General features: G+C 34.2%; 28 protein-coding genes, 2 pseudogenes and 1 riboswitch. Of the genes and pseudogenes, 25 read left to right on the top strand and 5 right to left on the bottom strand.

What is annotated here, in order from left to right; all coding sequences use genetic code 11:
- Window positions 1–10 precede the first annotated feature (10 nt).
- Window positions 11–202 (bottom strand): hypothetical protein, encoded by a 192-nt coding sequence (locus tag ACXKY9_RS15885; RefSeq protein WP_000554032.1) that lies wholly within the window; start codon window positions 200–202, stop codon window positions 11–13.
- Window positions 203–324: 122 nt separating this feature from the next.
- A riboswitch (SAM riboswitch) is annotated at window positions 325–423 on the top strand.
- Window positions 424–523: 100 nt separating this feature from the next.
- Between ACXKY9_RS15885 and ACXKY9_RS15880 the strand changes: the two genes are divergently transcribed.
- The 4 genes from ACXKY9_RS15880 to ACXKY9_RS15865 all read left to right on the top strand — a co-directional run bounded on the left by ACXKY9_RS15880 (window position 524) and on the right by ACXKY9_RS15865 (window position 2,382).
- A complete protein-coding gene (locus tag ACXKY9_RS15880; protein ID WP_000171476.1) occupies window positions 524–781 on the top strand; it encodes a hypothetical protein in 258 nt (85 codons plus the stop codon).
- Window positions 782–1,043: 262 nt separating this feature from the next.
- On the top strand, window positions 1,044–1,433 hold the full coding sequence (locus tag ACXKY9_RS15875) for an SWIM zinc finger family protein (protein WP_000271525.1): 390 nt from the start codon (window positions 1,044–1,046) through the stop codon (window positions 1,431–1,433).
- A 23-nt stretch (window positions 1,434–1,456) separates the two neighbouring features.
- Window positions 1,457–2,032 carry an NAD(P)H-dependent oxidoreductase gene (locus ACXKY9_RS15870; RefSeq protein ID WP_001101651.1) on the top strand — a complete coding sequence of 192 codons (576 nt, stop codon included), beginning with the start codon at window positions 1,457–1,459 and terminating at the stop codon, window positions 2,030–2,032.
- Window positions 2,029–2,382 (top strand): hypothetical protein, encoded by a 354-nt coding sequence (locus ACXKY9_RS15865; protein ID WP_001006460.1) that lies wholly within the window; start codon window positions 2,029–2,031, stop codon window positions 2,380–2,382. The genes ACXKY9_RS15870 and ACXKY9_RS15865 overlap by 4 nt, the downstream gene beginning before the upstream one ends.
- A gap of 40 nt (window positions 2,383–2,422) precedes the next feature.
- Here the strand turns inward: ACXKY9_RS15865 and ACXKY9_RS15860 are convergent, their stop codons facing one another.
- On the bottom strand, window positions 2,423–3,769 hold the full coding sequence (locus tag ACXKY9_RS15860; RefSeq protein ID WP_000490013.1) for a short-chain fatty acid transporter: 1,347 nt from the start codon (window positions 3,767–3,769) through the stop codon (window positions 2,423–2,425).
- 347 nt (window positions 3,770–4,116) lie between these two features.
- Here ACXKY9_RS15860 and ACXKY9_RS15855 point away from each other — a divergent pair, with 347 nt between their 5' ends.
- On the top strand, window positions 4,117–4,599 hold the full coding sequence (locus tag ACXKY9_RS15855; protein WP_000597313.1) for a hypothetical protein: 483 nt from the start codon (window positions 4,117–4,119) through the stop codon (window positions 4,597–4,599).
- Window positions 4,600–4,758: 159 nt separating this feature from the next.
- Here the strand turns inward: ACXKY9_RS15855 and ACXKY9_RS15850 are convergent, their stop codons facing one another.
- The 3 genes from ACXKY9_RS15850 to ACXKY9_RS15840 all read right to left on the bottom strand — a co-directional run bounded on the left by ACXKY9_RS15850 (window position 4,759) and on the right by ACXKY9_RS15840 (window position 7,750).
- Window positions 4,759–6,018, bottom strand: coding sequence for a serine hydrolase domain-containing protein (locus ACXKY9_RS15850; protein ID WP_000768752.1), 1,260 nt, complete (start codon window positions 6,016–6,018; stop codon window positions 4,759–4,761).
- 100 nt (window positions 6,019–6,118) lie between these two features.
- Window positions 6,119–7,318, bottom strand: coding sequence for an MFS transporter (locus tag ACXKY9_RS15845; protein WP_001190318.1), 1,200 nt, complete (start codon window positions 7,316–7,318; stop codon window positions 6,119–6,121).
- Window positions 7,319–7,333: 15 nt separating this feature from the next.
- Window positions 7,334–7,750 (bottom strand): MarR family winged helix-turn-helix transcriptional regulator, encoded by a 417-nt coding sequence (locus tag ACXKY9_RS15840; RefSeq protein WP_000343675.1) that lies wholly within the window; start codon window positions 7,748–7,750, stop codon window positions 7,334–7,336.
- Between the two features lie 189 nt (window positions 7,751–7,939).
- On the opposite strand from ACXKY9_RS15840, the gene phaZ reads away from it, so the two are divergent.
- The 20 genes and pseudogenes from phaZ to ACXKY9_RS15740 all read left to right on the top strand — a co-directional run bounded on the left by phaZ (window position 7,940) and on the right by ACXKY9_RS15740 (window position 23,661).
- Window positions 7,940–8,842 carry an intracellular short-chain-length polyhydroxyalkanoate depolymerase gene (phaZ, locus tag ACXKY9_RS15835; RefSeq protein ID WP_000594883.1) on the top strand — a complete coding sequence of 301 codons (903 nt, stop codon included), beginning with the start codon at window positions 7,940–7,942 and terminating at the stop codon, window positions 8,840–8,842.
- 61 nt (window positions 8,843–8,903) lie between these two features.
- Window positions 8,904–9,137 carry a hypothetical protein gene (locus tag ACXKY9_RS15830; protein WP_000554159.1) on the top strand — a complete coding sequence of 78 codons (234 nt, stop codon included), beginning with the start codon at window positions 8,904–8,906 and terminating at the stop codon, window positions 9,135–9,137.
- Window positions 9,138–9,254: 117 nt separating this feature from the next.
- Complete coding sequence (locus ACXKY9_RS15825; RefSeq protein ID WP_000062802.1) at window positions 9,255–10,451, top strand: MFS transporter; 1,197 nt, start codon at window positions 9,255–9,257, stop codon at window positions 10,449–10,451.
- On the top strand, window positions 10,435–10,635 hold the full coding sequence (locus ACXKY9_RS15820) for an NETI motif-containing protein (protein ID WP_000166303.1): 201 nt from the start codon (window positions 10,435–10,437) through the stop codon (window positions 10,633–10,635). The genes ACXKY9_RS15825 and ACXKY9_RS15820 overlap by 17 nt, the downstream gene beginning before the upstream one ends.
- Window positions 10,636–11,233: 598 nt before the next feature.
- Complete coding sequence (locus tag ACXKY9_RS15815) at window positions 11,234–12,469, top strand: CapA family protein (RefSeq protein WP_000887606.1); 1,236 nt, start codon at window positions 11,234–11,236, stop codon at window positions 12,467–12,469.
- A 48-nt stretch (window positions 12,470–12,517) separates the two neighbouring features.
- A complete protein-coding gene (locus tag ACXKY9_RS15810; RefSeq protein ID WP_000241986.1) occupies window positions 12,518–13,249 on the top strand; it encodes a M15 family metallopeptidase in 732 nt (243 codons plus the stop codon).
- 645 nt (window positions 13,250–13,894) lie between these two features.
- Entirely contained in the window at window positions 13,895–14,317 is a 423-nt protein-coding gene (locus ACXKY9_RS15805) for a hypothetical protein (protein ID WP_000883455.1), read from the top strand.
- Window positions 14,318–14,343: 26 nt separating this feature from the next.
- On the top strand, window positions 14,344–14,649 hold the full coding sequence (locus ACXKY9_RS15800; protein ID WP_000014537.1) for a WXG100 family type VII secretion target: 306 nt from the start codon (window positions 14,344–14,346) through the stop codon (window positions 14,647–14,649).
- 22 nt (window positions 14,650–14,671) lie between these two features.
- Window positions 14,672–15,391, top strand: a complete 720-nt coding sequence (locus ACXKY9_RS15795) for a DUF5081 family protein (protein WP_000514121.1) — start codon at window positions 14,672–14,674, stop codon at window positions 15,389–15,391.
- Window positions 15,391–15,717: a hypothetical protein gene (locus ACXKY9_RS15790; protein WP_001198203.1), complete on the top strand. Its 327-nt coding sequence runs from the start codon at window positions 15,391–15,393 to the stop codon at window positions 15,715–15,717. The genes ACXKY9_RS15795 and ACXKY9_RS15790 overlap by 1 nt, the downstream gene beginning before the upstream one ends.
- A gap of 33 nt (window positions 15,718–15,750) precedes the next feature.
- Window positions 15,751–17,454 (top strand): YwqJ-related putative deaminase, encoded by a 1,704-nt coding sequence (locus ACXKY9_RS15785; protein ID WP_000382723.1) that lies wholly within the window; start codon window positions 15,751–15,753, stop codon window positions 17,452–17,454.
- Window positions 17,444–17,902, top strand: coding sequence for a toxin-antitoxin system YwqK family antitoxin (locus tag ACXKY9_RS15780; RefSeq protein ID WP_000930862.1), 459 nt, complete (start codon window positions 17,444–17,446; stop codon window positions 17,900–17,902). The genes ACXKY9_RS15785 and ACXKY9_RS15780 overlap by 11 nt, the downstream gene beginning before the upstream one ends.
- Window positions 17,903–18,021: 119 nt before the next feature.
- Complete coding sequence (locus tag ACXKY9_RS15775; protein WP_000828061.1) at window positions 18,022–18,165, top strand: hypothetical protein; 144 nt, start codon at window positions 18,022–18,024, stop codon at window positions 18,163–18,165.
- On the top strand, window positions 18,158–18,865 hold the full coding sequence (locus ACXKY9_RS15770) for an endonuclease V (protein WP_015382421.1): 708 nt from the start codon (window positions 18,158–18,160) through the stop codon (window positions 18,863–18,865). Before ACXKY9_RS15775 ends, ACXKY9_RS15770 begins: the two co-directional genes overlap by 8 nt.
- Window positions 18,866–19,497: 632 nt before the next feature.
- Window positions 19,498–20,244, top strand: a pseudogene (locus ACXKY9_RS15765) (polymorphic toxin type 15 domain-containing protein); the annotation flags it as partial.
- A 9-nt stretch (window positions 20,245–20,253) separates the two neighbouring features.
- The gene (locus ACXKY9_RS15760; protein ID WP_000427866.1) at window positions 20,254–20,793 is read left to right on the top strand and encodes a T6SS immunity protein Tdi1 domain-containing protein; all 540 of its coding nucleotides are present in this window, start codon (window positions 20,254–20,256) and stop codon (window positions 20,791–20,793) included.
- A 203-nt stretch (window positions 20,794–20,996) separates the two neighbouring features.
- Window positions 20,997–21,788: pseudogene (locus ACXKY9_RS15755) on the top strand (HNH endonuclease).
- Window positions 21,785–22,273 carry an SMI1/KNR4 family protein gene (locus tag ACXKY9_RS15750; protein WP_000792753.1) on the top strand — a complete coding sequence of 163 codons (489 nt, stop codon included), beginning with the start codon at window positions 21,785–21,787 and terminating at the stop codon, window positions 22,271–22,273. Before ACXKY9_RS15755 ends, ACXKY9_RS15750 begins: the two are co-directional and overlap by 4 nt.
- A gap of 273 nt (window positions 22,274–22,546) precedes the next feature.
- Complete coding sequence (locus ACXKY9_RS15745) at window positions 22,547–23,116, top strand: hypothetical protein (RefSeq protein ID WP_001032811.1); 570 nt, start codon at window positions 22,547–22,549, stop codon at window positions 23,114–23,116.
- 29 nt (window positions 23,117–23,145) lie between these two features.
- The gene (locus tag ACXKY9_RS15740; protein WP_002101116.1) at window positions 23,146–23,661 is read left to right on the top strand and encodes a SecY-interacting protein Syd; all 516 of its coding nucleotides are present in this window, start codon (window positions 23,146–23,148) and stop codon (window positions 23,659–23,661) included.
- Window positions 23,662–23,706 lie beyond the last annotated feature (45 nt).

The raw sequence follows: 23,706 nt of genomic DNA, 5'->3' as shown, positions 1-23,706 counted from the left end.
TGGGAAGTTTTTAATCTTTTTCTAAAATGTGAACGGTGTACTCGCAACGTTGAATAGCTTGTTCAACAGCATAAAGTGATTGTTCAATACGAGCGCGATTAAAATCTTTTTCAACTGTTTCGAGCGCTTCTTCTAAACAATTTTTAGCTTCTTGTAATGATTGAAAAGAATCTTGTACATATCCGCGAGCATTTTGATGCATTTCATAATCCTCCTTGCGTGTTCGTATATGGGTAGTATGAACAGTAAGGAAGAAAATATAATTTGTTATATTTATTTGACAATTAAAGTGGAATTACGTATAGTAAGAATTAAGTGAATATTTTCTTATCCAGAGAGGTGGAGGGACTGGCCCGATGAAACCCAGCAACCGCGATGCAGGTGCTAATTCCAGCAGAACATATTTGTTCTGGGAGATAAGACGAAGATATATACGTAACTTCTTCTTATCGGAGAGGTTTTTTTATTGCAAAAAAACCGATTACGAAAATTTATATTAAGAAGAAAGGGGTTGCGCATTACTGTGACACTCGAAAAATACGTAAAACTGCGTAGTACAGTTTATGAATATATGATAGAGCAAGATAAGCCGATATCATTGTTAGATATTCAAGAACATATCGTTTCGCATCATGAAGGAAAATTCACGAAAAAGATGTTGCATCAATTTTATTTATCAAGATTATTAGACGAACTAAAACTGGATGGGAAAATTACATTAGCTGATGAATATCTCTATGCTGAAAAAGGGGTATTGTATAAGGCGAGAAAAGGGAGCTAAGCTCTCTTTTTTTCTTAAAATAACGGAGTATGTAGAGTAAAAGACTGCTAAAGCAGCCTGATACAGGGAATGGTGTTGAGTGTGTAGTGTCAAAAATTGAATGTGCCTGAAAGAGGCAATTCATATCGGCTGCAAATGAAAAGAGACACCTTCGCCGAATAGGTGTCAGTCGTTTTGTCATATAGACTTGCTATTTGACAGTTATTAGAATAACATACAGGATTTTTGAAGTCAAAAGGGAATTAAAGGAAGGGGTACAATTATGTACGCTTACTTATTAAAAGATATAACGAAATGGATCCCAAAGTACATTGTAGATAAGGGATATGAATATTATGAAGATGGACATGTAGAAGATGTTGAAATACATGATAAAAAAGTGTTTGCTTTCGTTACTGGAAATGCAGGAAATTATGAAGTAGTTATCGATCTCGAAGATTTTTCAGAAAGTAGCTGCAAATGTCCATATGAGAATCTTTGTAAGCATATGGCGGCAGTTGTTTATGATATTCAAGGTGCTGGTGAGAGTGCAGTTAAAGAGAAACTGAGAGATTTAGAAAAAGAAGAATTACTTATATTATTGAATCGATTATTGCAAAGTTCGAAAAACGTACAGATTGTAGAGAAGATGTTAAAGAAGGGGAAACTTTAACGTATAGAGGGAGTTGTTATGTAGTGAACGTACTAATTGTATACGCTCATCCTAATCCTTCAAGTTTTAACGCGGCGATTTTAAATCATGTGCAAAAAGGACTACCGGAAACAAATCATTCAGTTACGCTGCTTGATTTATACAAAGAACAATTTGATCTAGTCCTCGTATTTAATGAAGAGAAGAAAAGACGTGATTTAGTAAATGAAGAAGAAACAGCTCGGTACAGAACGTTAGTAGAAGAAGTAGATACACTTTTATTCATCTATCCAATATGGTGGTGGGGGATGCCAGCAATTTTAAAAGGATTTATCGATCGTATTTTCGTAGCTGGATTTGCTTATAAATATGAAGGGGCTCTGCCGAAAGGATTATTGCAAGGGAAAAAAGCATGGGTTATTAATAAGTTAGACTCGCCCCTATGGTACGTCGCATTGTTATATCGATCAGCAGATTGGATTATGATGAAGAGAGGTGTTTTACGTTTTTGTGGCATTCGCAATATAAAACGGTCAGTGTTTCAATCTGTGAAAAAGAGTAAAGTATCAAAGCGTGAAAAATGGTTATTACAAATAGAAGAAAAGGCTCGTACATTATGAATGAAGTTGACTGTATTATAAACTGTGTTCAGTATGATGGCGAACTTTTTCGGAAGTATGTTACGCGTTTACTTCAATTGAAAAAATGTAGCGAAACATTTCAGCAAATTCAAATAGAGTTAAGAAATGATTATTTAATAAGAGGAATTTGTGAAAGAGAAGTAGATGAGATAGTACGGGGAAGTAAAGAATATGAAACATATTTTCTTCCTAAAGCGTTACAGTGGAATTTTTTGAGTGAACATCCACACTTAATCGGAAAAATTTGCGAAGATTTTTTTGCATTTGAGTCATTACATCTTACGGAGATAGAGTGGGAGAAGATTATAAATTGCATGGGAAATAAGTGATTTATTATGTAAAAAAGCTAGTATAAAACTAGCTTTTCGTTTAAATAAATAAGAAGCATAGACTAATGATAAAACCCGCATATAGTAAGTTCACAACACAAAATCCCATAATGTCACGAGCACCTAAACCAGCTATCGCTAATGCTGGTAATGCCCAGAAAGGTTGAATTAAATTCGTCCAAGCATCGCCCCATGCAATTGCCATTGCTGTTTTTGCAGCAGGTACACCAAGTTCAGCGCCAGCTGGAATCATAATTGGTGCTTGCACAGCCCATTGACCGCCGCCAGATGGAACGAAAATGTTAACAATGCCAGCACTTAAAAATGTAAAGAGCGGAAAAGTCGTTTCATTTGAAATGCTAATAAAGAAATTAGAAATAGCTCCTCCAAGTGAAAGTCCTTCACTATTTGCTCCAATCATCATGCCCATAATTCCTGCGTAAAACGGAAATTGAAGTAAAATGCCAGAAGCACTTTTCGTAGAGTCTGAAAAAGCGCGAATATACTGAATCGGAGTACGGTGGAAAATAAGACCTGCAATTAATAACATAAAAATCACGATATCGAGAGTAAGGTTAAAACCTTTCGTATAAAAGTAATTGAAAATATAAATGAGACCTAACAATCCAACGCAAAGTGTAATAATAATGCTATTTTCCATCTTTTCAGCGAACGTATTTTTTTCTACTTCTTGAGCAGCAGCTTCTTCATGGAACACGCTAGGATCTACTGTAATCGTATGTTTTTCATCTGGATGCATCGCTTTATTAATGAGAGGCATCGTAACGAGAAAAATAATAACTGGAACGAGAGCGTATGGTGAGAATAACGTTTCTGTTATTGGAATCGCCTCTTTAATACTTCCAGCAGTCGTTTTAATTAACGTTTCACCGCCTGTTGCTAACGTAAGAGGGATAGAGGCAGAAAGACCGGCATGCCAAATGAGAAACCCAGAGTAAGAAGAGGCGATTGCTAGTCTATAATCTAATCCGTCCAGCTGCCTTGCCACTTCTTTTGCGTATAAAACAGATACAACAATTCCAAAGCCCCAGTTTATGTATGCACCAAGTAAACTTACAATTGAAATGGCAATAATGCCTTGTCCATTCGTTTTTGGTAGTCTGGCAGCTTTCGTTAATCCCTTTTTAATAAGAGGAGCATTTGCTAAAGCAGATCCAGTCACGAGTACAAGTGCCATTTGCATAGAAAAGGCGAGGAGTCCCCAAATTCCATTACCCCAGTGATTAATCATTTCTACAGGGGTTTGGTGAGTCGCAAACATACCAAAGAAGATAACAAAAACAGTTAGTAAACATGATAAAATAAACGGTTCTGGCAAGAAGCGTTGCACTAAGGCGACGCAACCATTTGTAAAGGAACGAAACAAAATAGATCACCCTCCTTATGTATATGTAGTACAATTATTCGAGGTTGTTTAGGAGATAACCTCTAATATAAAGAAAATTCAGATATTTATAGGGTGATAATTTATTGATAGGTTGATATAGAGCCTTGTATCAGATTCTGCTTTTAATATACTAGAAGAAAACGGTTGGAAATGGGGTAGCACTTATAGGGATAGTATACAGAAAGGTTACTAGCTGGCTTCAAAGCAACTGTTGCAAAGGGAGAGGAGATTCAATACAATAGTGTTGTATTACATGAGAAATATGTTTTAGCACAAATCTAGCTAAAAATGTTTATACAAATACATTTAAAATTGATGGGGGAATTATGATCAAAAGTTTTTATCTTTTAAAGCCTAAAATGTTTACGGCAGATATGTATTATAAAGTTTTTATTACAGGTGACTGTATATATTTTATAAAGATTGGCGGACAGTTTCATAGTCGATATGCTTATAAAAAACAATTACCTGGTATTTCAGAGCTATTGTTTTTGTTCTGGTTCAAAAAAATTGAGAAAAAACAATTAAACTTAGAAACTGAAATAGATACAAAAATACATACTGGCGATGTACATGAACTCTTGCAATTAAAGAATAACTTTTCAATTGAAATAAATACAATTGAAGAGGTAGTATTAAATAAACGAGGAACGTTTCATACAGGTTTTAATGATAATGGAACAATTTCCTTTATGTTAAAAAATGGTCAAAAAATAAAGTTCATCATCCCGGAAGAAACTTTATTTTCATCTATAGAAGAAATTTTCGACCAATATGAACAGACAATCTTTGTAAGGGAAGTGTTTTAACGAATTCTCCAAAAGGTGTGGATGTATTAGTTAAACACTTAATTAAACATGTAAACTGCTTATATAAATTTTGATAGGCGTGTTTTAAGCAGTTATTCTTTCAGTATCTTCTAATATGTAGGAGTATAAATAAAATGTCCCAACAAGAAAAAGCTTCCACTACTGTGGAAGCTTTTCTAAATAATGTGCAATATCAATATACATATTTGAATAAACCGAATGTATTTCATTACTTGGCGTTGCGTTAGAAGAGAAGTGGGCGATTACCATATTTGCTTTCGGATCGATGTAAAGTGTTTGTCCGTAACTACCTAACACTTCGAAAGCACCTTGTTCATTGTGGGGAATCCACCATTGATTATGATAAGAAATAGAAGCGCCACTACTAATTTCAAGTTCACCTTCTTGTACATTTTTTACACTTTCTGTAATAGAAGAAGGGAGAATTTGTTTTCCGTTATATTCCCCGTTGTTTAATAGTAATTGCCCGAATCTCGCCATATCTCTAGCAGTTGCATTTAATCCAGCACTAGCTTGTTCTACTTTTGTTTCATCTGTAACGTAATACGCGTTTTCTTCCATACCAATTTGAGACCAAATTCGTTCACTTACATTTTCAGCTAGTGATTTACCAGTAATAGTTCTAATAATCCAAGCGAGCGTTTCTGTTGATCCGTTATTGTAAGAAAAGGAAGAACCAGGCGGTGCAGTTTCTTCGGCTTCTCGTAACATATCATAAATTTTCATCGGACCGTCGTAATTTTTGCCGCGGGGTAAAATATTGCTAGCTAAATATAATTGTGCATCTTGATTTTCTAGCCCAGGCTGCTCATATCCATGAGTAGGATATTCAGCTGACACTTGCATGTCCATTAATTGCTGAAGTGTGGCATTACCGAACGGTGTGTTTTTTAATTCTTTTATGTAAGTGTCAGCTGTTTTTTCTAAGTCAATACGTTTTTCTTCAGCGAGAGATTGTATAATCGCCCCGGTAAAGACTTTTGCTAATGATGCCATACCATGAGGTTCATTCTGTTTATACCCATTGAAATATCGTTCATAAACAAGTTGTCCATTATGTACAACGACAAAAGCATCTGTTTTGTTATCGTCTAAAAGTTTTTTTAGAGGAGTTGTATTTCCGAATCTACGCTCCACAGCAAAATCGTCTAAGTTTTGCAATGCGGAAGGGAAGTGAGCAATTTGGTCAGGATTGTTTTTTACGTTATTAACTAAAGTGAATTCTTTCATATGGGTATATGACCAACGTAAGTAAGGGTCATTTAACCAGTTTTCTTTTGTCACATTATGTTTTGATGGGGTCGTTTTATTTTGTTTGAAGTAAGTAAACCCAAGCCCTGTAATTACAAATATGAATGTTAGTATAAGTAAGAGTAGGGGAGATTTTTTTAGTTTCATATATGGCCCTCCTTTTTATTTCTACTATAAGTATACGCTCGTCTTGAAAGAAATACAAAATAAGGAAAGTAAACGGGGAAGTTTACTTTCCTTATTAACGTTAAGCGGAAATTTTTCCGTCTGTAGGTTGTTTCTTGAATTTTTGTTTTCGTCCGTGTAATCCATAATATAAAAGTAAAGTGAACGCAACGATAATAGCTGCGATAAAATACATATTATGATAACTGGATTTCGCTGCGACAATACCTAAAATGAAAGAACCAAAGCCAATACCACTATCAAAGAATGAGAAATACGTAGCTGTCGCAGAACCACGTCTATGGTTTGGAGCGGCAGAAATCGCAATCGTTTGGAAACTCGGAATTAATGTTCCGTAACCTAAACCGATTAGCATACCTGCGCCAAGGAACCAAAATGAAGTTTGTGCTTGGCTTAATATGAACATTCCGATTGTGAAAATAATGATAGCAGGGTAAACGAGTACATTTTCACCGAAGCGATCAAAAATCTTTCCTGTAAATGGACGAGAAATGACAACAACAAGTGCGTATAAAATAAAGAAGTAACTTGCAATTTCACTTAAACCGAGTTCTTTCGCATAAATAGGAATAAAGGATAAAATACCACTATAAGAAAAGGCTAAAACAAATCCTGTAAGTGCAATTGGAATAGAAGATGGTTCGATTAAGTCTTTCCATTTCATTTTTTCACGTTTTTGTTTGCTAACAGGTGCTTCGTGTGGAATATCTACAAGTAGTCCTAATAAAAATGCAAGTAATGAAAATACGGAACAAACGATAAATAACACAGTAAACGAAAAATGAGAAATAATTGTTAAACCTAAAAAAGGACCAATTACCATCGGCAGACTCATAAATACGCCGAAATATGCAAGTGCTTCGCCTCGTCGATGAGCTGGCGCAACATCAGTTACGATCGTACCAGTAGCTGTCGTTGCCATCCCGAACCCAATACCGTGTAAGAAGCGAAGGGCAAGTAATAAGAATAAACTTTGCGCACCGAAATACATAACAGTAGCGGCTAAAAATAATGAAAGTGAAATAAATAATATTTTCTTTCTTCCTAAATCATCGAGCCATTTTCCTGTGAATGGTCTACATAAAACAGAAGAAATAAGAAACACAGTTGCAACTAAACCAATTTCCTCAGGTTTTCCTTTTAGGCCGTCTATTACATAGACAGGTAGAGTAGTCATAAGCATGTAAAATGTTAAGAAGAGAAATAGACTACTAAAACAAGTTCCGAGGAAATCCTTCGTCCAAAGTTTCTCACTTTGCATCGTCATCCCTCCAATTTAATCTAAATTTTTAATAATTTGTTGTAACACTTGAAATGCTTGATGTAAATCATCTTCGTTAATACCTTCTAGCGTTTTTTCTTCGAAAGTATCAACTTCTTCTTGCCATATTGGAATCATCTTTATCGCTGTTTCGGATAAAGAAATGAGCTTCTCACGGCGATCTTTACCTTCTGTACGAATAATCCATCCCATCGTTTCCATACGTGTTAACGTACGAGTCATCGTTGGTGATTCAACATTTAAATACTGGCACAATTCTGTTTGCGTACAAGAACCAGTTTGATTAATGCGGAAAATAACAGCCCATTGCGCACTAAATAACCCTGTTGGAGATACACGTTCATTAAATTTCTTCGTAAACTTTCGAGAAGTCTGGCTGACGATGTGAAAAAAATGTTGTTTTTCGTCCATGTATTTTGATCCTTTCAAATTAGTTACCTAGCTAACTATATACTTTTTTATAATAATTGTCTAGTAATAGACATGTTGATTTATGTAAAAAATTCTTATAGGTTTTATGTTGCGAACGTACATTCTACGTGCTATTCTTTAATTAAGTAAAGAATTTTCTTTCTATTAAATAGAATGGGGGAACTTGTGATGATTAAGCCTGCAACAATGGAGTTTGTTTCACTATCGAACGGAGAAACGATTGCATATCAGGAAGTTGGAAGGCGAAATACAGATATTCTTGTACTCATTCACGGGAACATGACATCGTCACAACATTGGGATTTAGTTATTGAAAAGTTGCAAGATCAATACCATATTTACGCTCTTGATTTAAGAGGGTTTGGACAATCAACGTATAATCAATCGATAGATTCATTACAAGACTTTGCAGAAGATGTAAAATTATTTATCGACGAGTTAAAGCTAGAGAAATTCTCATTAATGGGCTGGTCAATGGGCGGTGGCGTTGCGATGCAATTTACAGCGAACCACCCAACTTTTGTAGAAAAGTTAATTTTAGTAGAATCAGTAGGAATGAAAGGTTACCCAATCTTTAAAAAAGATACGAATGGGCAGCCGATTGTATCAAGTTTAGTAAAGACGAAAGAAGAAATTGCACAAGATCCAGTACAAATCGCTCCAGTATTAGACGCGATAAAAAATATGAACAAACTATATTACCGTACAGTATGGAATCTATTAATATATACGCATAACCAACCTGAACCGGACCGTTATGAAAAGTATTTAGATGATATGTTAACGCAACGTAATTTCGTAGATGTGAATTATGCGCTCATTACATTTAATATTTCAGATGAATATAATGGGGTTGTAGAGGGAAGTAAGCAAATTCATCGTATTAAAGCGCCAACACTCGTCATACAAGGCGATAGAGATTATGTCGTTCCGCAAGTAGTCGGTGAGGAATTAGCGAAACATTTGCAAAATGCAGAGTTGAAGGTATTAGAAGATTGCGGACACTCGCCGTTTATTGATTGTTTAGATGTATTTATAAAACATGTAGAGAATTGGTTAGAACAGAAATAATCCCCGAAATGAACAGTATTGCATATACTATAACATTTGTATGTTAAAGGGGAGATTATCAATGCATCAACCATTTTTCATCGCTTATTCGCCATATAATCATTACGCATATACAAAAATGATGATAAAACCGCTGTATATGCAAGTTTCGCCAGCTGTAGTTCCTTTACAAATGCAATATCCGCAGCCACCAATCGCTAACGCACAGCAATACTTATATGAAACTGCTTTTTATAAACATCCATACTTTAAGCAATTTCATAACAATGTGAAAGCACAAGTTTGGGAAGGATAAGGTAACAAGCTAAAAGATTCATTCTTTTAGCTTGTTTTTTATTGCGAATATTCGTACACGCATTTGCAGAAACAGTTTATAATGAAAAGTGGAAGCGTGAGAAGGAGAGGGAAAGGGATGTCAATGCGTTTTACTTTTTGGATTATGGTTGGGATTGTAGCAATCTCGGGTTTATCACAAGGAATGCTCTTACCGGCCATTGCAATGATTTTTGAACAAGAAGGGGTTAGTTCAAGTATTAATGGTATTCATGCGACGGCATTGTACATTGGGATATTAGTCATTTCGCCGTTTCTTGAAAAACCGATGCAAAGGTTTGGAATGAAGCCGATTATTGTTATAGGTGGGTTTCTCGTTATTATTTCATTATTCTTTTTTACACAAACATTTTCGTTTTGGGTATGGTTTATCCTTAGATTTCTAGTTGGAGTCGGAGATCATATGCTTCATGTCGGAACACAAACGTGGATCACGACAACATCAGACCCAAGTAAAATAGGGAGACAAGTATCGATATACGGTGTATTCTTCGGAATTGGTTTTGCCGTTGGCCCGTATTTAGCAAGCACTGTGCAGTACGGTCTTGCAACGCCATTTATTATATCTACTTTACTTTGTTTAATAGGTTGGCTTTTACTACTTCCAACAAAAAATGCATTCCCAGCGCAAGATGAAAGAGAAGTGAAGAGTGAATCATCATTTTCTCGTTATAAACAAGTTGTTGGATTAGGATGGATTGCACTGCTAGGACCACTTGCATATGGCGTACTTGAAGCAATGTTAAACAGTAACTTACCAGTATACGCACTTCGTAAAGGGTGGTCTGTTTCAGATGTATCCTTCTTATTACCAGCATTTGCAGTTGGGGGTATTATTACACAAATTCCGCTCGGTATATTGAGTGATAAATACGGAAGGGACCGTATATTAACGTGGACGTTTAGCATAAGTACGGGCATTTTTCTACTTGCCGCCGTATTTGATCAATATTACTGGATCGTCTTTGCCTGCATGCTTTTAGCGGGTATGGTTATTGGATCGTGCTTCTCTTTAGGGCTTGGATTTATGACTGATTTATTACCGAGACATTTACTACCGGCAGGTAATATATTATCCGGAATCGCTTTTAGTTTAGGAAGTATTATGGGACCTGTATTAGGCGGCGTATTTATAGAAAAAATACAGTATACAAGCTTTTTTATTGCGGTTATGATTATAATGGGAATTCTCGCAATGTTATATATGGTCTACATGAAAAATCAATTTGCATCAAGAAAAATAGAAAGTAGGTTAGGGCATGACAAAACAACCTAATAAAAAGAAATTTGAAGTACTTGAAAATGAAACAATTACAGACTGCTTAGCACGTATGGAACAAGAAGGCTACGCTCCGTCTCGTCGTATGGAAGAGCCAATCTTTCATGAAGTAAAAAAAGACGGCAAAACAGTAGTTGAACCGTGCGGTAGGAAGATTGTTTTTGAAGGGAAATTGAAGTAATCCAATAACAAATTCTCTTTATAGTATAGAGCCATCCAATAGTTGGGTGGCTTGTTTTTTTATTAATCAATGCAGGAATTGAATAGAATGAATCTCTCGTTCATTTCTCCTAATGGGCTTCTTTATATGGGACAAAAGATTGCTACTTTTTTCGTATATTGGTAAAATAAGTTCTTGGGTCTTACTTATTGTTATCGGTATAATGTTTGTCGCTTGAATGAAAGAAATTAGTTACAAAAATTTCGTACTATGTAAAGGGGTACAGCAACGATCCCTTTTTTGGAGGCACTTTAAACATAAAGCGAGAGAAGAGGCTATATGAACGATTCTCCTATCTTGTTTAAATATTAAACGAGTTATTGCAATTGGAATAGGTATATCAAACTAGTCGACATCCTGATGGATCATCTTTTTCTAGTAACCTATCACTTCTGATGGAATCGATAGATTGCTAGAAAGCGGAAAACAATTATTAGTATATTCCGAAGCAGGTGTAACAGAGTGTCCTTCCATAATTAAGGGTAAAACCAAAATACGTTGTTTTAAAGAATGATTTGTTAGAACTGGTTATAAGGAATAAAACAGAAAAGAGGATCACATGTTAGATACTTTACAGAGAAGTAAAAAGTTTTTTTTAGTATGTCTTATTTTTTTAGTGCTTTTAACCGCTTGTGGTAATACAGATGTTAAGACGTCTAAAGCTTCATTACCACCGGCTGAATCCAATATAGATACATCATTAAAAGCACCAAATTGGGTAGAGAAAAGTCCTATCCAACAGTCTCCTAATTTTACGGAAGATAAAAAAGTACAATCGGTTGTGAATTTAATAGCTACGGGTGATAATTTATATCATGACGCAGTAATTAAAGATGGCAAACAAAAAGACGGTTCATATGATTATAATTATATTTATGAAAATATCAAAAAAGCTGTTAAATCAAGTGATCTTGCTATAGTGAACCAGGAGACTCCGATTGCCGGAAATAATTTAAAAGTACAGGGATATCCGACTTTCAATACACCTGAAGAAGTAGGCCAATCTTTAGTGGACACTGGATTCAATATAGTGACGCAAGCGACAAATCACGCTATGGATATGGGTATTAAAGGTGTTGCGAATACAAGAGAATACTGGAAGAAATATCCGGATGTTATCCCGGTAGGTATTAATGAGAGTAAAAACGAGCGTAATGAAATAAAAACGATTACAAAAAATGGTATTCGTTTTGCGTTACTAAATTATACATATGGTACGAATGGAATTAAAATTCCAGCTGATAAGTCTTGGGCTTTAAATTTAATTGATAAAAAAGCGATACAAAATGATGTGGAAAAGGCAAAGAGTAGCTCTGATATGGTGATTGTTATGGTGCATTGGGGAGTAGAATATACCTCAACACCTTCAAAGCAACAAAAAGAAGTTGCTCAATATTTAACAGATTTAGGTGTAGATGTAGTAATTGGAAATCATCCACATGTAATTCAACCAATTGAGTGGAAACAAAATAAAGATGGACATGAAACGCTAATCTATTATTCTCTTGGAAATCTTATTTCTGCGCAAGAAAAATTAGAAACATTAGTTGGAGGATTATCTTATGTACAATTTGTTAAGTATGAAGATAAAACTTTTGGTATACGACAAGCGGCAATCGTACCGACAGTAACCGACTATGCCGATGGTAAGAAACAATTTAAAATTCAATTTTTAAAAGATTATTCGGATGAAAATTCTAAAAAACATGGAATTAAAAAATTTGTCGGTCCCGTTTCTTTGAAGGATTTCAAGGAGATTCCTAGAGACGTGTTGGGAAATTGGTATAAAGACTAATAAACAAAAAGGGAATGAGATACAATTAAAAAATTTATAATTTTAGCATTGGTATTAGCAATGGGGTGGAGTCTTGCTGCTTGTAGTGGAAAGCAAACATCTCAGGCAACTACTAATAATAACGATAAAAATAAAAATGAAATACATGCGAAGAAAAAAGATGTTTTACCTATCTCTGATGTTAATGATTGGAGAATTATCCTTGTAAATAGAGAGCATATGTTATCAAAGGAACTAGGAATTGAATTAACAAGTATCACTCAAAATGCGAAGCCAAATATGAAAATAGATAGTAGAATTGCAACTTCCTATCAGGATATGGTAGCAGCTGCAAAAAAAGAGGGAATCAATCTTTATTTAAGATCAGGTTATCGAGCTATAAAATTACAACAAACTTATTATGATGCTTCAGTTAAAAGCTATAAATCTCAAGGCTTGTCGGATAAAGAGGCTAGTGCTAAGGCATTGGAATATCTTCAGTATCCTGGTGCAAGTGAACATCATACTGGATTAGCGTTAGACATTATTTCAGTTGAATGGCAAAATACTGTAGAAGATTTAAATGCAAAATTTGAAACTACCGATGCATTCAAATGGTTAGATAAGAACGCTGCAGAATATGGATTTACTCTCCGCTATCCAAAAGATAAAGAGAATATTACTGGCATTAAGTATGAGCCATGGCACTATCGTTATGTAGGGAAAGAAGTTGCTGTTTATCTAAAAGAAAAAGGGTTAACTTTAGAAGAATATAACGAAAAAATTAAGTCTGGTAAGTAAAAATATGCTTTAATTTTATTAAACATTATGCACTGCTACAAGAAAAGGTGAATCTGAGGATGTGTTAACCTTCCGCCTAGTATTGTAAAAACTGAGTATGATAATTTGAGCACGTATGAACCAGTTATCGTGTAAAAAGATGTATGTATTAAGAAATTAAAGTTAAGGATCTGATATTCATATCAGATCCTTTTTCTATTGTTCTTTTAAGAGCGACTGAGCCAAAATATTGGAATGAATATAGAAATAAAACAGCCCAAGGAATAGTAAAACGAGTCCGGGAGCCTACTCGTACGCTTCATTGGGATTATCCAGAAATAGTTGTTTATGAAATAAGAAAGAACTGGTCTTACTCTCAAGCAAGGATTTAATACGAATGAATTGGATAAAAGGTAATAATAAAAAACACTGCGCTTGGCAGTGTTTTTTATTATTTCTGCACATAAATACATAGTCATATTGATTAAAGTTTCACTTTATTGAAGAAAAATGCGAAAGCCATTCATAAAATATGGAAATGTTAAAATCCCTTTGATAAAATAGCAATATGTAAAAATAATTATTTGTTAATTCTTAATGTAATGAATATTCATGTTTAAATATACGAATTTAACTACATAGTTATTGTGCTAAAGGGGGAGAAAGATGTTAGATGAATTGTACAATGCTTTTTTAAATGCGTCTGGTTTTACAGAAAGTGCGAGGAAACGAGATCGGTATGATGATTTACATGATTATTTAAAAGATAAAGAAAGAGAGTTAAAGCAATTCATTCAAGATGCTGAATCAGCGAAGAGAGATTATGAGAGTAAAAGTAATGGTTTAGAAGCTAATAAAATTCCGGCAGTTGAATTTGAACAAAAACGTCATGAAAAGGATGAAGAATTACATACATTAGTATCCTATTTTAAAAGTGCATTAAGCGATGTTGGATCTGCAAAAAGTACAGCTTATGCAAAGTATTTGGAATATAAAGCGAAAGCAGAATCGGAGAAAGCGTCAGCATACGCTGCAGCGACCAAGGCTTTTGAAGAAAAGAAAAAGGAATTTGAAAAACTTATCCATTAACCATACAAAGAATGGAGGGAACCAACATGAGTGGTAAAGAGGTTGAAATTATAGGAAGTAACACTGCAAGTGCCATTTCTTACGCACAAAACATTGAAAATGGTATGAAGGATTCTTTAAACCAAGCGAAAGACTTAAAAGCATATGTCACAGGTGCGAAATGGAATGGAAAAACGAGAGATGCATTTTTAAGTTATCTTGATTTGATCATTCAATATAATTCAGAAATGGTAGAGGCATTTGAAGGACATACGAAAGCTTTGAAAGAGTTAGATAAAAGCATTCAAACGTACGGAGATAAATCGGAAGTAAGGGAGATAAAACAACTGTGATGGAGAAACGAGGGATAAAAGAATGGGGAAAGAAATGAGTTTTGCACCTGCTGAATTATATGTTCTCGCAGGTGCAGCTGGGGTTACCGATATATTTGGATTGCCAAACCGTGACGCAATTATTTTACTTGATGCAGAATGTGTCACGAAAGCAACTACGAGTTTAAAAGAAAAAGGCCTACTTACAAGTGAAAATGGAATTACCCCTGCAGCTTTTCAAATAATTGAACTATTAAAGGAATATGAAAATTGTCATGAATACACGAGAATGAATAATGTATTAATTGGCTTTTTAAAAGAGGATAAAGACCGAGTGGCTGTATTAACAGAAATAGAACCAAATAAAAAATACGAGATCGACTACATACCAAAACCGGACGTATATTTTTCATTATTAACACGCATTCCTTTCTTATTGAGAGAACCGAGGGAAATAGAAGATACATTTTTCTCAAAGAGAATGACAGAGGCAGAACAACAAACATTTGAGGAAAAAGATTTATCAAATAAAGACGTTATAGCGATAGAAACGTATACGAGGCCTCGAAGTAATAGAGGAGGAAAATGGGAATGTTTCTTATATTTTACTGAAGGAGAAGATTTCGTTCAAATAGATGTAGATCGTAATCGATATGACTGGGTGAGCCTCTATGCGGTTAATAAGAAATTGTATGACGTGTTAAAAATGCCATATAAAAAGTTAATTGACCCGAGACAATTCTCGTTAGGAGGTATTCAATAATGCAAGTATCAATGGGAGATAGTGGTTCTGGTGGTGGAGAAGAAGTATTAGTTAATTTTCAAGAACTACTTGATATAGTAATGAAGTTAGAAAATATATATAAAATCCATGTAGACGTCATTGGAACGAATATTGAGAGTTTATTAAGCTGTAATTTTTATCAAAAAGGTGAAGCGATGAGAGTAATTGAAAAATATCCTGATATATTACACAAAACACTAGAATTGGCTGAACACTATTCTAGGTCAGCGACAGTTGTAGGAAATGTATGTGTAGAAATGCTTGAAAAGGACGAACAATTACGTGAAATATTAAGTAAGTTGTAGAAATCACCATACGGCTGGGGGGATGAAAACGAGATGGATGTGAAATATAGACCTGAACCATGGCAAAACATGGGGGATGGTATGAATCGAATTACAAAAGATGCACTCATAAAATTACGGGAAGCAAATGAATCATTAAAAAGAATTGATGGAAGAATACGAGATTTAGACTCGGATGGTAGTATACATTTTAATCCTAAAGATCAATCGCAAAAAATCGGGGAATTACTTGATAGCTATTCGACATTACAAAAATATTGCGGAGAAGCAGGGCGATTAGTATCTGAACATATAGATAAACCTTTTTTAGTAGAAATGGATAAATTCGCTCAAAAAATGAGAGATACATCTATTCTCAGTTTTGAAACAAATAACCGAATTGGCTCTACAACAACGACAGTATTACCAGGTGCGCATGCAGGCTACGGAAGTGTACCACAAACAATACAGAAGAAGAAAGATAAAATAACAGTAGAAGATATTTTTAGAGATTCACCTGCATTTGATAACGTACTTAGGGCAGAATACAAAGAACTAAAAAAACAAAATCCAGATGCAAAATTAAATTATGAAGAATACAAGAAAGTAGTCCCATCCACACGAGGATTTGAATACAAATCGATAGAAGATGAACAGAAAAAACTAGAAATGGTGCGAGACATAGGAATAGGAGTAGGAATCATCATCACAACAATCCTTTGTCCACCACTCGGGGCCGCTGCCGCAGTAGTATACGGAGGTGTACAAATAAAAAGCGGTATCGACGGAGAAGACTGGGGAACACATAGGAAATTGAGCCAAGAAGAGCGGGTAGGAAACATCATTTTTGGCGGATTAGATGCAATCCCAGTTGTTGGAGCAGTAGGAAAAGGAGTAAAAGCATTCAAAGGGACGAGTGAATTAGCTGATTTAGCCAAATTATTAAAATTCAAAGAAGGAATGCCTGGTTTTAATCCAAATTTGGGTGGAAATGTGGTACAATCGCTTAAGGAAAATAAGACTTTAAAAAATGCACTAGATGCTATGAAAAATACTCCTATTCCAGTAGCAGTTAGGATGGTGGATACTGGAATAGGAATGAGGCTTCCTTATATAGAATCTTCAACTGTTGGAGAAGTAGCTGGAAAGTTTTCAAAGGTAAGTACGGCAGCTAAGGATGACGCTTATCAACTTGCTAAGGGTAGTGGTGGTTCAGGAGTTAGTAAGGAAGGTAGTGTAGCTAAGGGTACGGGTAATAGTCGAATAGATTATTTACGTAATAAATATGGAAAATTTACTTCGAAAGAATTGAATTATAGGATTAACTTACGCGGCGAAACACTTAAGGAATTGCAAAAGTTAAAGGATACGGGGATAAGTAAGAAAAAAATTGGTCCAGCCTTTGCTGGAGTGTATGATAAAACAACTGGTAAAATTTATTATGCGATAAATGACTACGATGGAATATTGCCCGATTTCCATCCTTTAATAAAGTCAAGATATGATTCTATGCCACAAGAAGTTATTGATTCATATACATTTACAAAAGGTGCAGGTTCACACGCTGAAGTAATTGCCTTGAATAAAGCATTAAAGGCTAATCCAAGTGCTGGTTTGGATAATTTTGTTATCAATGTAATTCGTACGGGTCAAAATAGAACAAAACCAGCTGGAATGATGTTTCTAAGGTGTCCTCATTGTGCTTATCTTACAGATGAATTTGAAATAATCACGGAGGTTTCAAAAAATGTTAAATGATATATTAACGAAGGAATATATAATACAGAACGGCCTAGAGTTTGAGGAGTACTTAGAATACGGAGGGCCTTATGATTTAGGAATAGTAGAGTATACTGATGATGGAAAAGAAAAATTATTTACTGGATTAGCTTACGATATTTATGAAAATGGGAATATAGAAAGTTATTTCTACGTAGAAAATGGTGTTAAACAAGGAAAATATGTGGAATTTTATCCGAGTGGTAATATAAAAAGGATAGGAAATATGAATAAAAACTCGGCAGAAGGCTACCAGGTTGAATTCTTTGAAAACAGGGCTAAAAAGTATGAGTCTGAATGTATTGCCGGACGTGAGATGACTTTTAAAAAGTATGATGAACAAGGGAATATTATAGAACAAAAAACAGAACCAAGTGAATCAGATTTATTATATGCTAAAAAATTCAGTAGGGAGCCAAAAGTATAATAAAGTAAATACTATACAAAATCAGTTGAAATGTTGAGTTGTAATTCATTAAATGAAGTATGGTTAGAAGACATACAGGAGGTATGCACTAAATTTGGTATGAAAGTGGAGAGGGAAATATGAAGAGAAATTTAAATGCGGCGATATGTTTATGTTGCGCTGAGTGGGATCAACAAGAATATATAAAAAAACAAAATCTTGAATCAGCCAAAGAGAATTTACTATTTATTGAAAAAAATTTACGCTGTGATTGCAATGGATAATTCTAAATTAAAACCTTTAATAGAGGAATTTAAAAATGAGCAGCGTGCATTCTTACCAAAAGTACAACTTAGAAATACCTTTGAATTAGAAGAAATACGATTTGTTGCAGGAGTAGATTTAGCGTATTGGGAATTAAATGGTAAAACGTATGGTACATGCTGTATTGTAGTCATTGATTTTAGTACACATGAAGTTGTTGAAAAAGTGTACAGTTATGGAGAAATAACAATTCCGTATATTTCAGGTTTTCTTGCTTTTCGTGAGTTGCCTTTAATTAAAGCTGCAGCAAAAAAACTAACTAAGCAACCAGATATCTATATGTTTGATGGGAATGGTTATTTGCATTATCGACACATGGGTATTGCAACACATGCTTCTTTCTATTTAAATAAACCAACAATTGGTGTAGCGAAAAGTTATTTAAAGATTAAAGGTGTAGATTTTACTATGCCTGAAAATCAAGAGGGATCGTATACGGATATTATCATTAATAATGAAATATATGGTCGAGCTTTAAGAACAACCAAAAGTGTAAAACCCATTTTTATTTCATGTGGTAACTGGATTGATTTAGAGACAAGTACTGAAATTGTCATGAGGCTTATTAATAAAGAAAGTCGGTTACCCATACCTGTTAGATTAGCAGATTTAGAGACACATATAATGAGAAAAAAACTATGGGAAAATTATAAGTTATAGAGCTAAAACCTTGATAAGTTGAATACTTATCAAGGTTTTTATGTAACTGCTTTAAATAGAGTATTACGTGCAAGGATAGAATAGAAAAAGAAGTACGAGCTTAGGCGAGATGACATTTTACTGTGGGATGAATATAAACGCATGGAATGTATATTAAATTAACGAACTCGTACAAACTCGTAAGTTTTTAGAGAGTATTTGTTATGAAGTATAAAAAGTTTCATACTGTTACTACAAAACTTACAAATTTATGCTGCTTAAAAACAGATGAAACTTAAAGCACTTGATTGTCTACGAAAGACAACAAGCGCTTTTTTATTTCTATTAAAAACTTTTTATTTGAATTCAAGGATCAGATGATAAAAAGGTATTTACAATTGATTACAGTTCGAGAATGTAGTTTTATTGAAAATAGAAATTTTCTTTTAGTAGTTCAACGAAAGAAAGTAGTTAAACTAACGAACTCGTACAAACTCGTAAGTTTTAACTTAGTACTTGTTACCACATATAAACGGTGTCATACTGTTACTACAAAACTTACAAATTTATGCTGCTTAAAAACAGATGAAACTTAAAGCACTTGATTGTCTATTTGAGGCAACAAGTGCTTTTTTGTGTTTTAGCGTAGAAATAATGTGGTACAATCGCCTAGGGAAAATAAGACTTTAAAGAATGCACTAGATGCTATGAAAAATACTCCTATTCCAGTAACGGTTAGGATGGTGGATACTGGAATAGGAGTGAAGCTTCCTTCAACTGTTGGAGAAGTAACTGGAAAGTTTTCAAAGGCAAGTACGGTAACTAAGGATGACGCTTATCAACTTGCTCATGGGCATAGTAAATTAGAAGGAAGTAATAAAACTAGCGGAGTGGGTAATAATAGCTCGCGTACTGACGAAATTGGAATCGAATTTAAACGTAATCGGAAACATAATGAAGATGAGTTTATACGACAATTAAAAAACCAAGAAGATGGACTGGGAAAATTGACAGTTTATGAGTTTATTTAGAATCGGAACCAATTTTTAAAATATGGGAGATCAAAACAAGCAAATTCAGCTCAAAGATTAACACGAAAACAAGCTGTGCAAGATAAAATTGATGAATTTATGGAAGAAGGTTTTTCATTTAGGGAAGCAGAAGAGCAAGCTTTAAAGCGGATAAAGGATAAAGCTGCATTACATGACCCAGATCAAATTGCGGGTGGAAATCCATTAAAAATAACTGGCATGGGTGATTCTAGAATTAATTCATCAATAGGTTCGCAGTGGAAAAGCAGGATTGGTAATGTGGATAAGGAAATTAGACGAGTTGCTGACACCTTATCAGAGGAAGAAAAAAAATTGACATATCTTAATGTTAGATTGAAATCGGAGTAGGGGGATACTATGGAAAATATAAATGATTTTATATCTTTCGAAAAACCATCAACAGAGGTTATTGAAAAGTATACAGGGAAAGTTCCAGATCAAATAATAGATTTATGGAAATGCTATGGGTTTGGGAGTATGTTAAATGGATACTTAAGAGCAATAAACCCAGAAAAATATTTAGATATATTAAAGGAAAGTTATATCCGTTATGAAGAAGCTATCCCAATTTTTACAACAGGTATGGGAGATATTCTTGTGTGGGAAAATAACTATTTATTATTACTTAAGTATCGAAAAGGTACGGTAGATGTAGTAGCTGGAAAATTCAAGTTTTTCTTTAAAAATACGAAAGATGATTATTTTTTAGAGAAAGTATTGGATTGGAAGCATTATCAGCAGGCATTAAATAAATACGGAAAGCTTGAAATAGATGAATGTTTTGGTTACACACCTTTACTTGCACTAGGTGGACCAGAAAAAGTAGAAAACTTACAAAAAGTCAAACTTATCGAGCATGTTTATTTAATTACTCAATTTATGGGGCCGATAGAATAATGAAAGAAGAAACTGGAAGGTGGATTAATCCTCTTTCAGTTTTTTTATTTAAAAGGCTATTAATGTAAATGAAGCTTTAAAAGATACGATTGAGTTAATGTTATAATATAGAAATGTGGTAACGAGAAACTTGGATTAAATTTATAAGAAGTAATTTTTTATGAATTAAGGCTAACATAAATTCCTAGTATTATATAATTGAAATTAAACTAGCAAAAGGTGCGGACTCCGTAACCCCATTCGTTAAAGGTGTAGAAATACTGCCAGATGGAAGTGTCGTTAGAACTGGAACGAACTATAGCGGGAAATTCCAAGAAGCCCATGATGCCTAAAAAGCGAGTATTCAGAGTAGGATCTCGAATTTGGAGAGTGGTGGGGTTAAGGGTACGGGTAACGCTGTTCATAGATCTGAAATTGACGAAGTAATTAAAAATAATTACGATAAAGACGGAAACTTGATTAATAGATCAATTGTTCCTAAGGGATATGATAGTGTTGAAGATTTCTTAAAACAAGTAGATGATACTACCATCAAAGAATTTGGGTATGATAGTGTTGAAGAGTTTAAAGAAGTTGTAGAACTAACAGAAACATATTTGAATACTAAAACGAAAAATAATATATTAAATAAGCCTTTAGCAGGAGGAACACATGTGAAAAAAGGAGTAGATTTTGATATTTTAGGATTCCCAATATTTAAAGGGGATGATGTTAAGTTTTCTTTAAAGTTAGAGAAAGATTTCTATGTTATGAAAGATACAGATCAATTTAGGGAATGTACTAAATTGGTAAAAGAAGCAATTGAGAAAGGCGAAATCTCAAAAGAATTATTCACTAAAAAGCAGTTAGCTCAAATAAATGATGGTTTGCCTAGAATAGATGGATTAATATGGCATCATCATCAAATACCGGGGAAAATGCAATTAGTAATAAAAGAAGTTCATAGTGTGAATCATTTAGGTGGAAATAGATTATGGGGAGGCGGAATTAGATGAAGAATTTAGAATGGAAGTATGCGGATGATTCGGTTACGGAAGAATTTGTGGAGAAAATAGGTCAATCACTGGGAGTTGAGTTTCCAAAAGATTATATCGAGTGTGCAAAGGTAAATCATGGGGCTAATGTAATACCATATTGTTTTGATGTTGAAGGAATAGAAAGAGTTTTTGGTGCATTACTTTCTTTTGATGAGGAGAGTAGTGATTATATTGTAAGAGATTATAATAACTACCGTGCTACCTTACCTAGAGATGTAATTCCTTTTGGAATTGATCCAGCAGGAAATTTAATTTGCTTTGATTATAAAAATCATGAAGAAAATCCAATTGTTGTTTTTTGGGAACATGAAGATGCATGGGAAAAGGAAGCGCTGATGGAAAGTGAAGGGATTACGGCAGAAGAAGCAGAGAAAATCGCAAGAGAAAATGTATTTTTTGTTGCTAATACATTCACAGAGTTCTTAAGTAAATTACATGATTAATAGAGCGTTAAAATTAAAGGGCTATCTTATAAGTGGCGGGTTTCACTTGCTTATGAGATACCCCTTTTTATTTTAGAATAGAACGGTTATTTAACAGAGAGGTTCAATAAACTACTACCTATGCTATTGCAAATTTGCTAAGTATAGAGAAATCCAGAATTCATAAGGGGATAAGATTGGAAAAAAACAGCAAAAAGCATAGATGATATGACAGCCAAATCGAAAAGTTTTGAAAGTGGCGACTAAGGTTTAATAACGTCTAAACAAAGCTGGGTGAATAAGCATCATACAGCAAGTAATAAGATTATAGATGATGAGATTAAGGGTGTAGAGGCTTCTCTTGCTAGTAAGGGTACGGGTGAAACGGTTAAGAAGATAGGTGATATTAATGATCCTATTAGAACATATCGTGGTGCTGATTTAGGTAAGCTAGAGGCTAAATATACTGCGGATCCTCGCTTAACTGTTGAGATGCCCTATGTTGGTAAAGGGCAAAAAAACACCAATGCAGAGGGTTGGTTACGCGATAAAGATTTTTATTGGAAAGAGATGTTAGAGAAGTACCCAGAAGCGTTTAATAGGTCAAATAGACAAAAAATAGAATTAGGATTCGCACCTATAAACAATCCAACGTTTAGAAAACATTTTCCCCAATATGATTTAAAAGAATTATATAATGACACTTTAATACATCATCACATTGGTGGTGGAGGTCAAGCTGTGGCTGTACCCTCAAAGCTACATCCAGGTTTAGGAGGGATTCATAATGCTGAGAAAAGCGCAGGAGTTTGGGGAAATGACCAAAAATATGCTGAACTATTAGAAAAATTCTTAGAAAAGTAAGGGTGATTATTTTGGTAATGAAGGATGCTATGAGCAAATATTTTAATTTAAGAAAAGAATATTTTGATAAAGGGTTAGATTTTTTATTTAAAACGCCATATAACGAAGAAGTTGATTCATTTATATATCAGGGTGAAATGGATGATGAAGAAGAAATTTCATGGAAACCTATTGAAAAAAATAATAAGAATGATTTAACGAAGATTGAGGAAAGATTTGAAATTAAACTGCACACTTCAATTGATGATTATTTTAATTCTTATTGGTTTGCTGATTTAGATGGATTTATTGGTAATCATTATATTAGGCTAGAACCTGTATTACCAAATATTGAATTGGATTCCTTCGAAAGTAATTTAGAAGGGTATAAAAACAATCATAATAAGGTTGATAAGACTCCAATAGGTGTAGAGGGGAACGGTTTGATAGTTGTTTTAGATAATGTAAGTGGTAAGGTTGAATTGGAGGATTTTGAACGAGGTTCATTTGAAGAGATTTCGGATAGTTTAGATGAGTTAATTGCTAGTTTAAAGTTACAAAAATAATATACTAAGAACATTTATATGAAAAAATGTCTGATATGAAGTGTA

The organism is Bacillus sp. 2175 (assembly GCF_057812155.1).
Note: the sequence above shows the minus strand (reverse complement) of the source record. Positions and strands in the feature narration are given on the sequence as shown.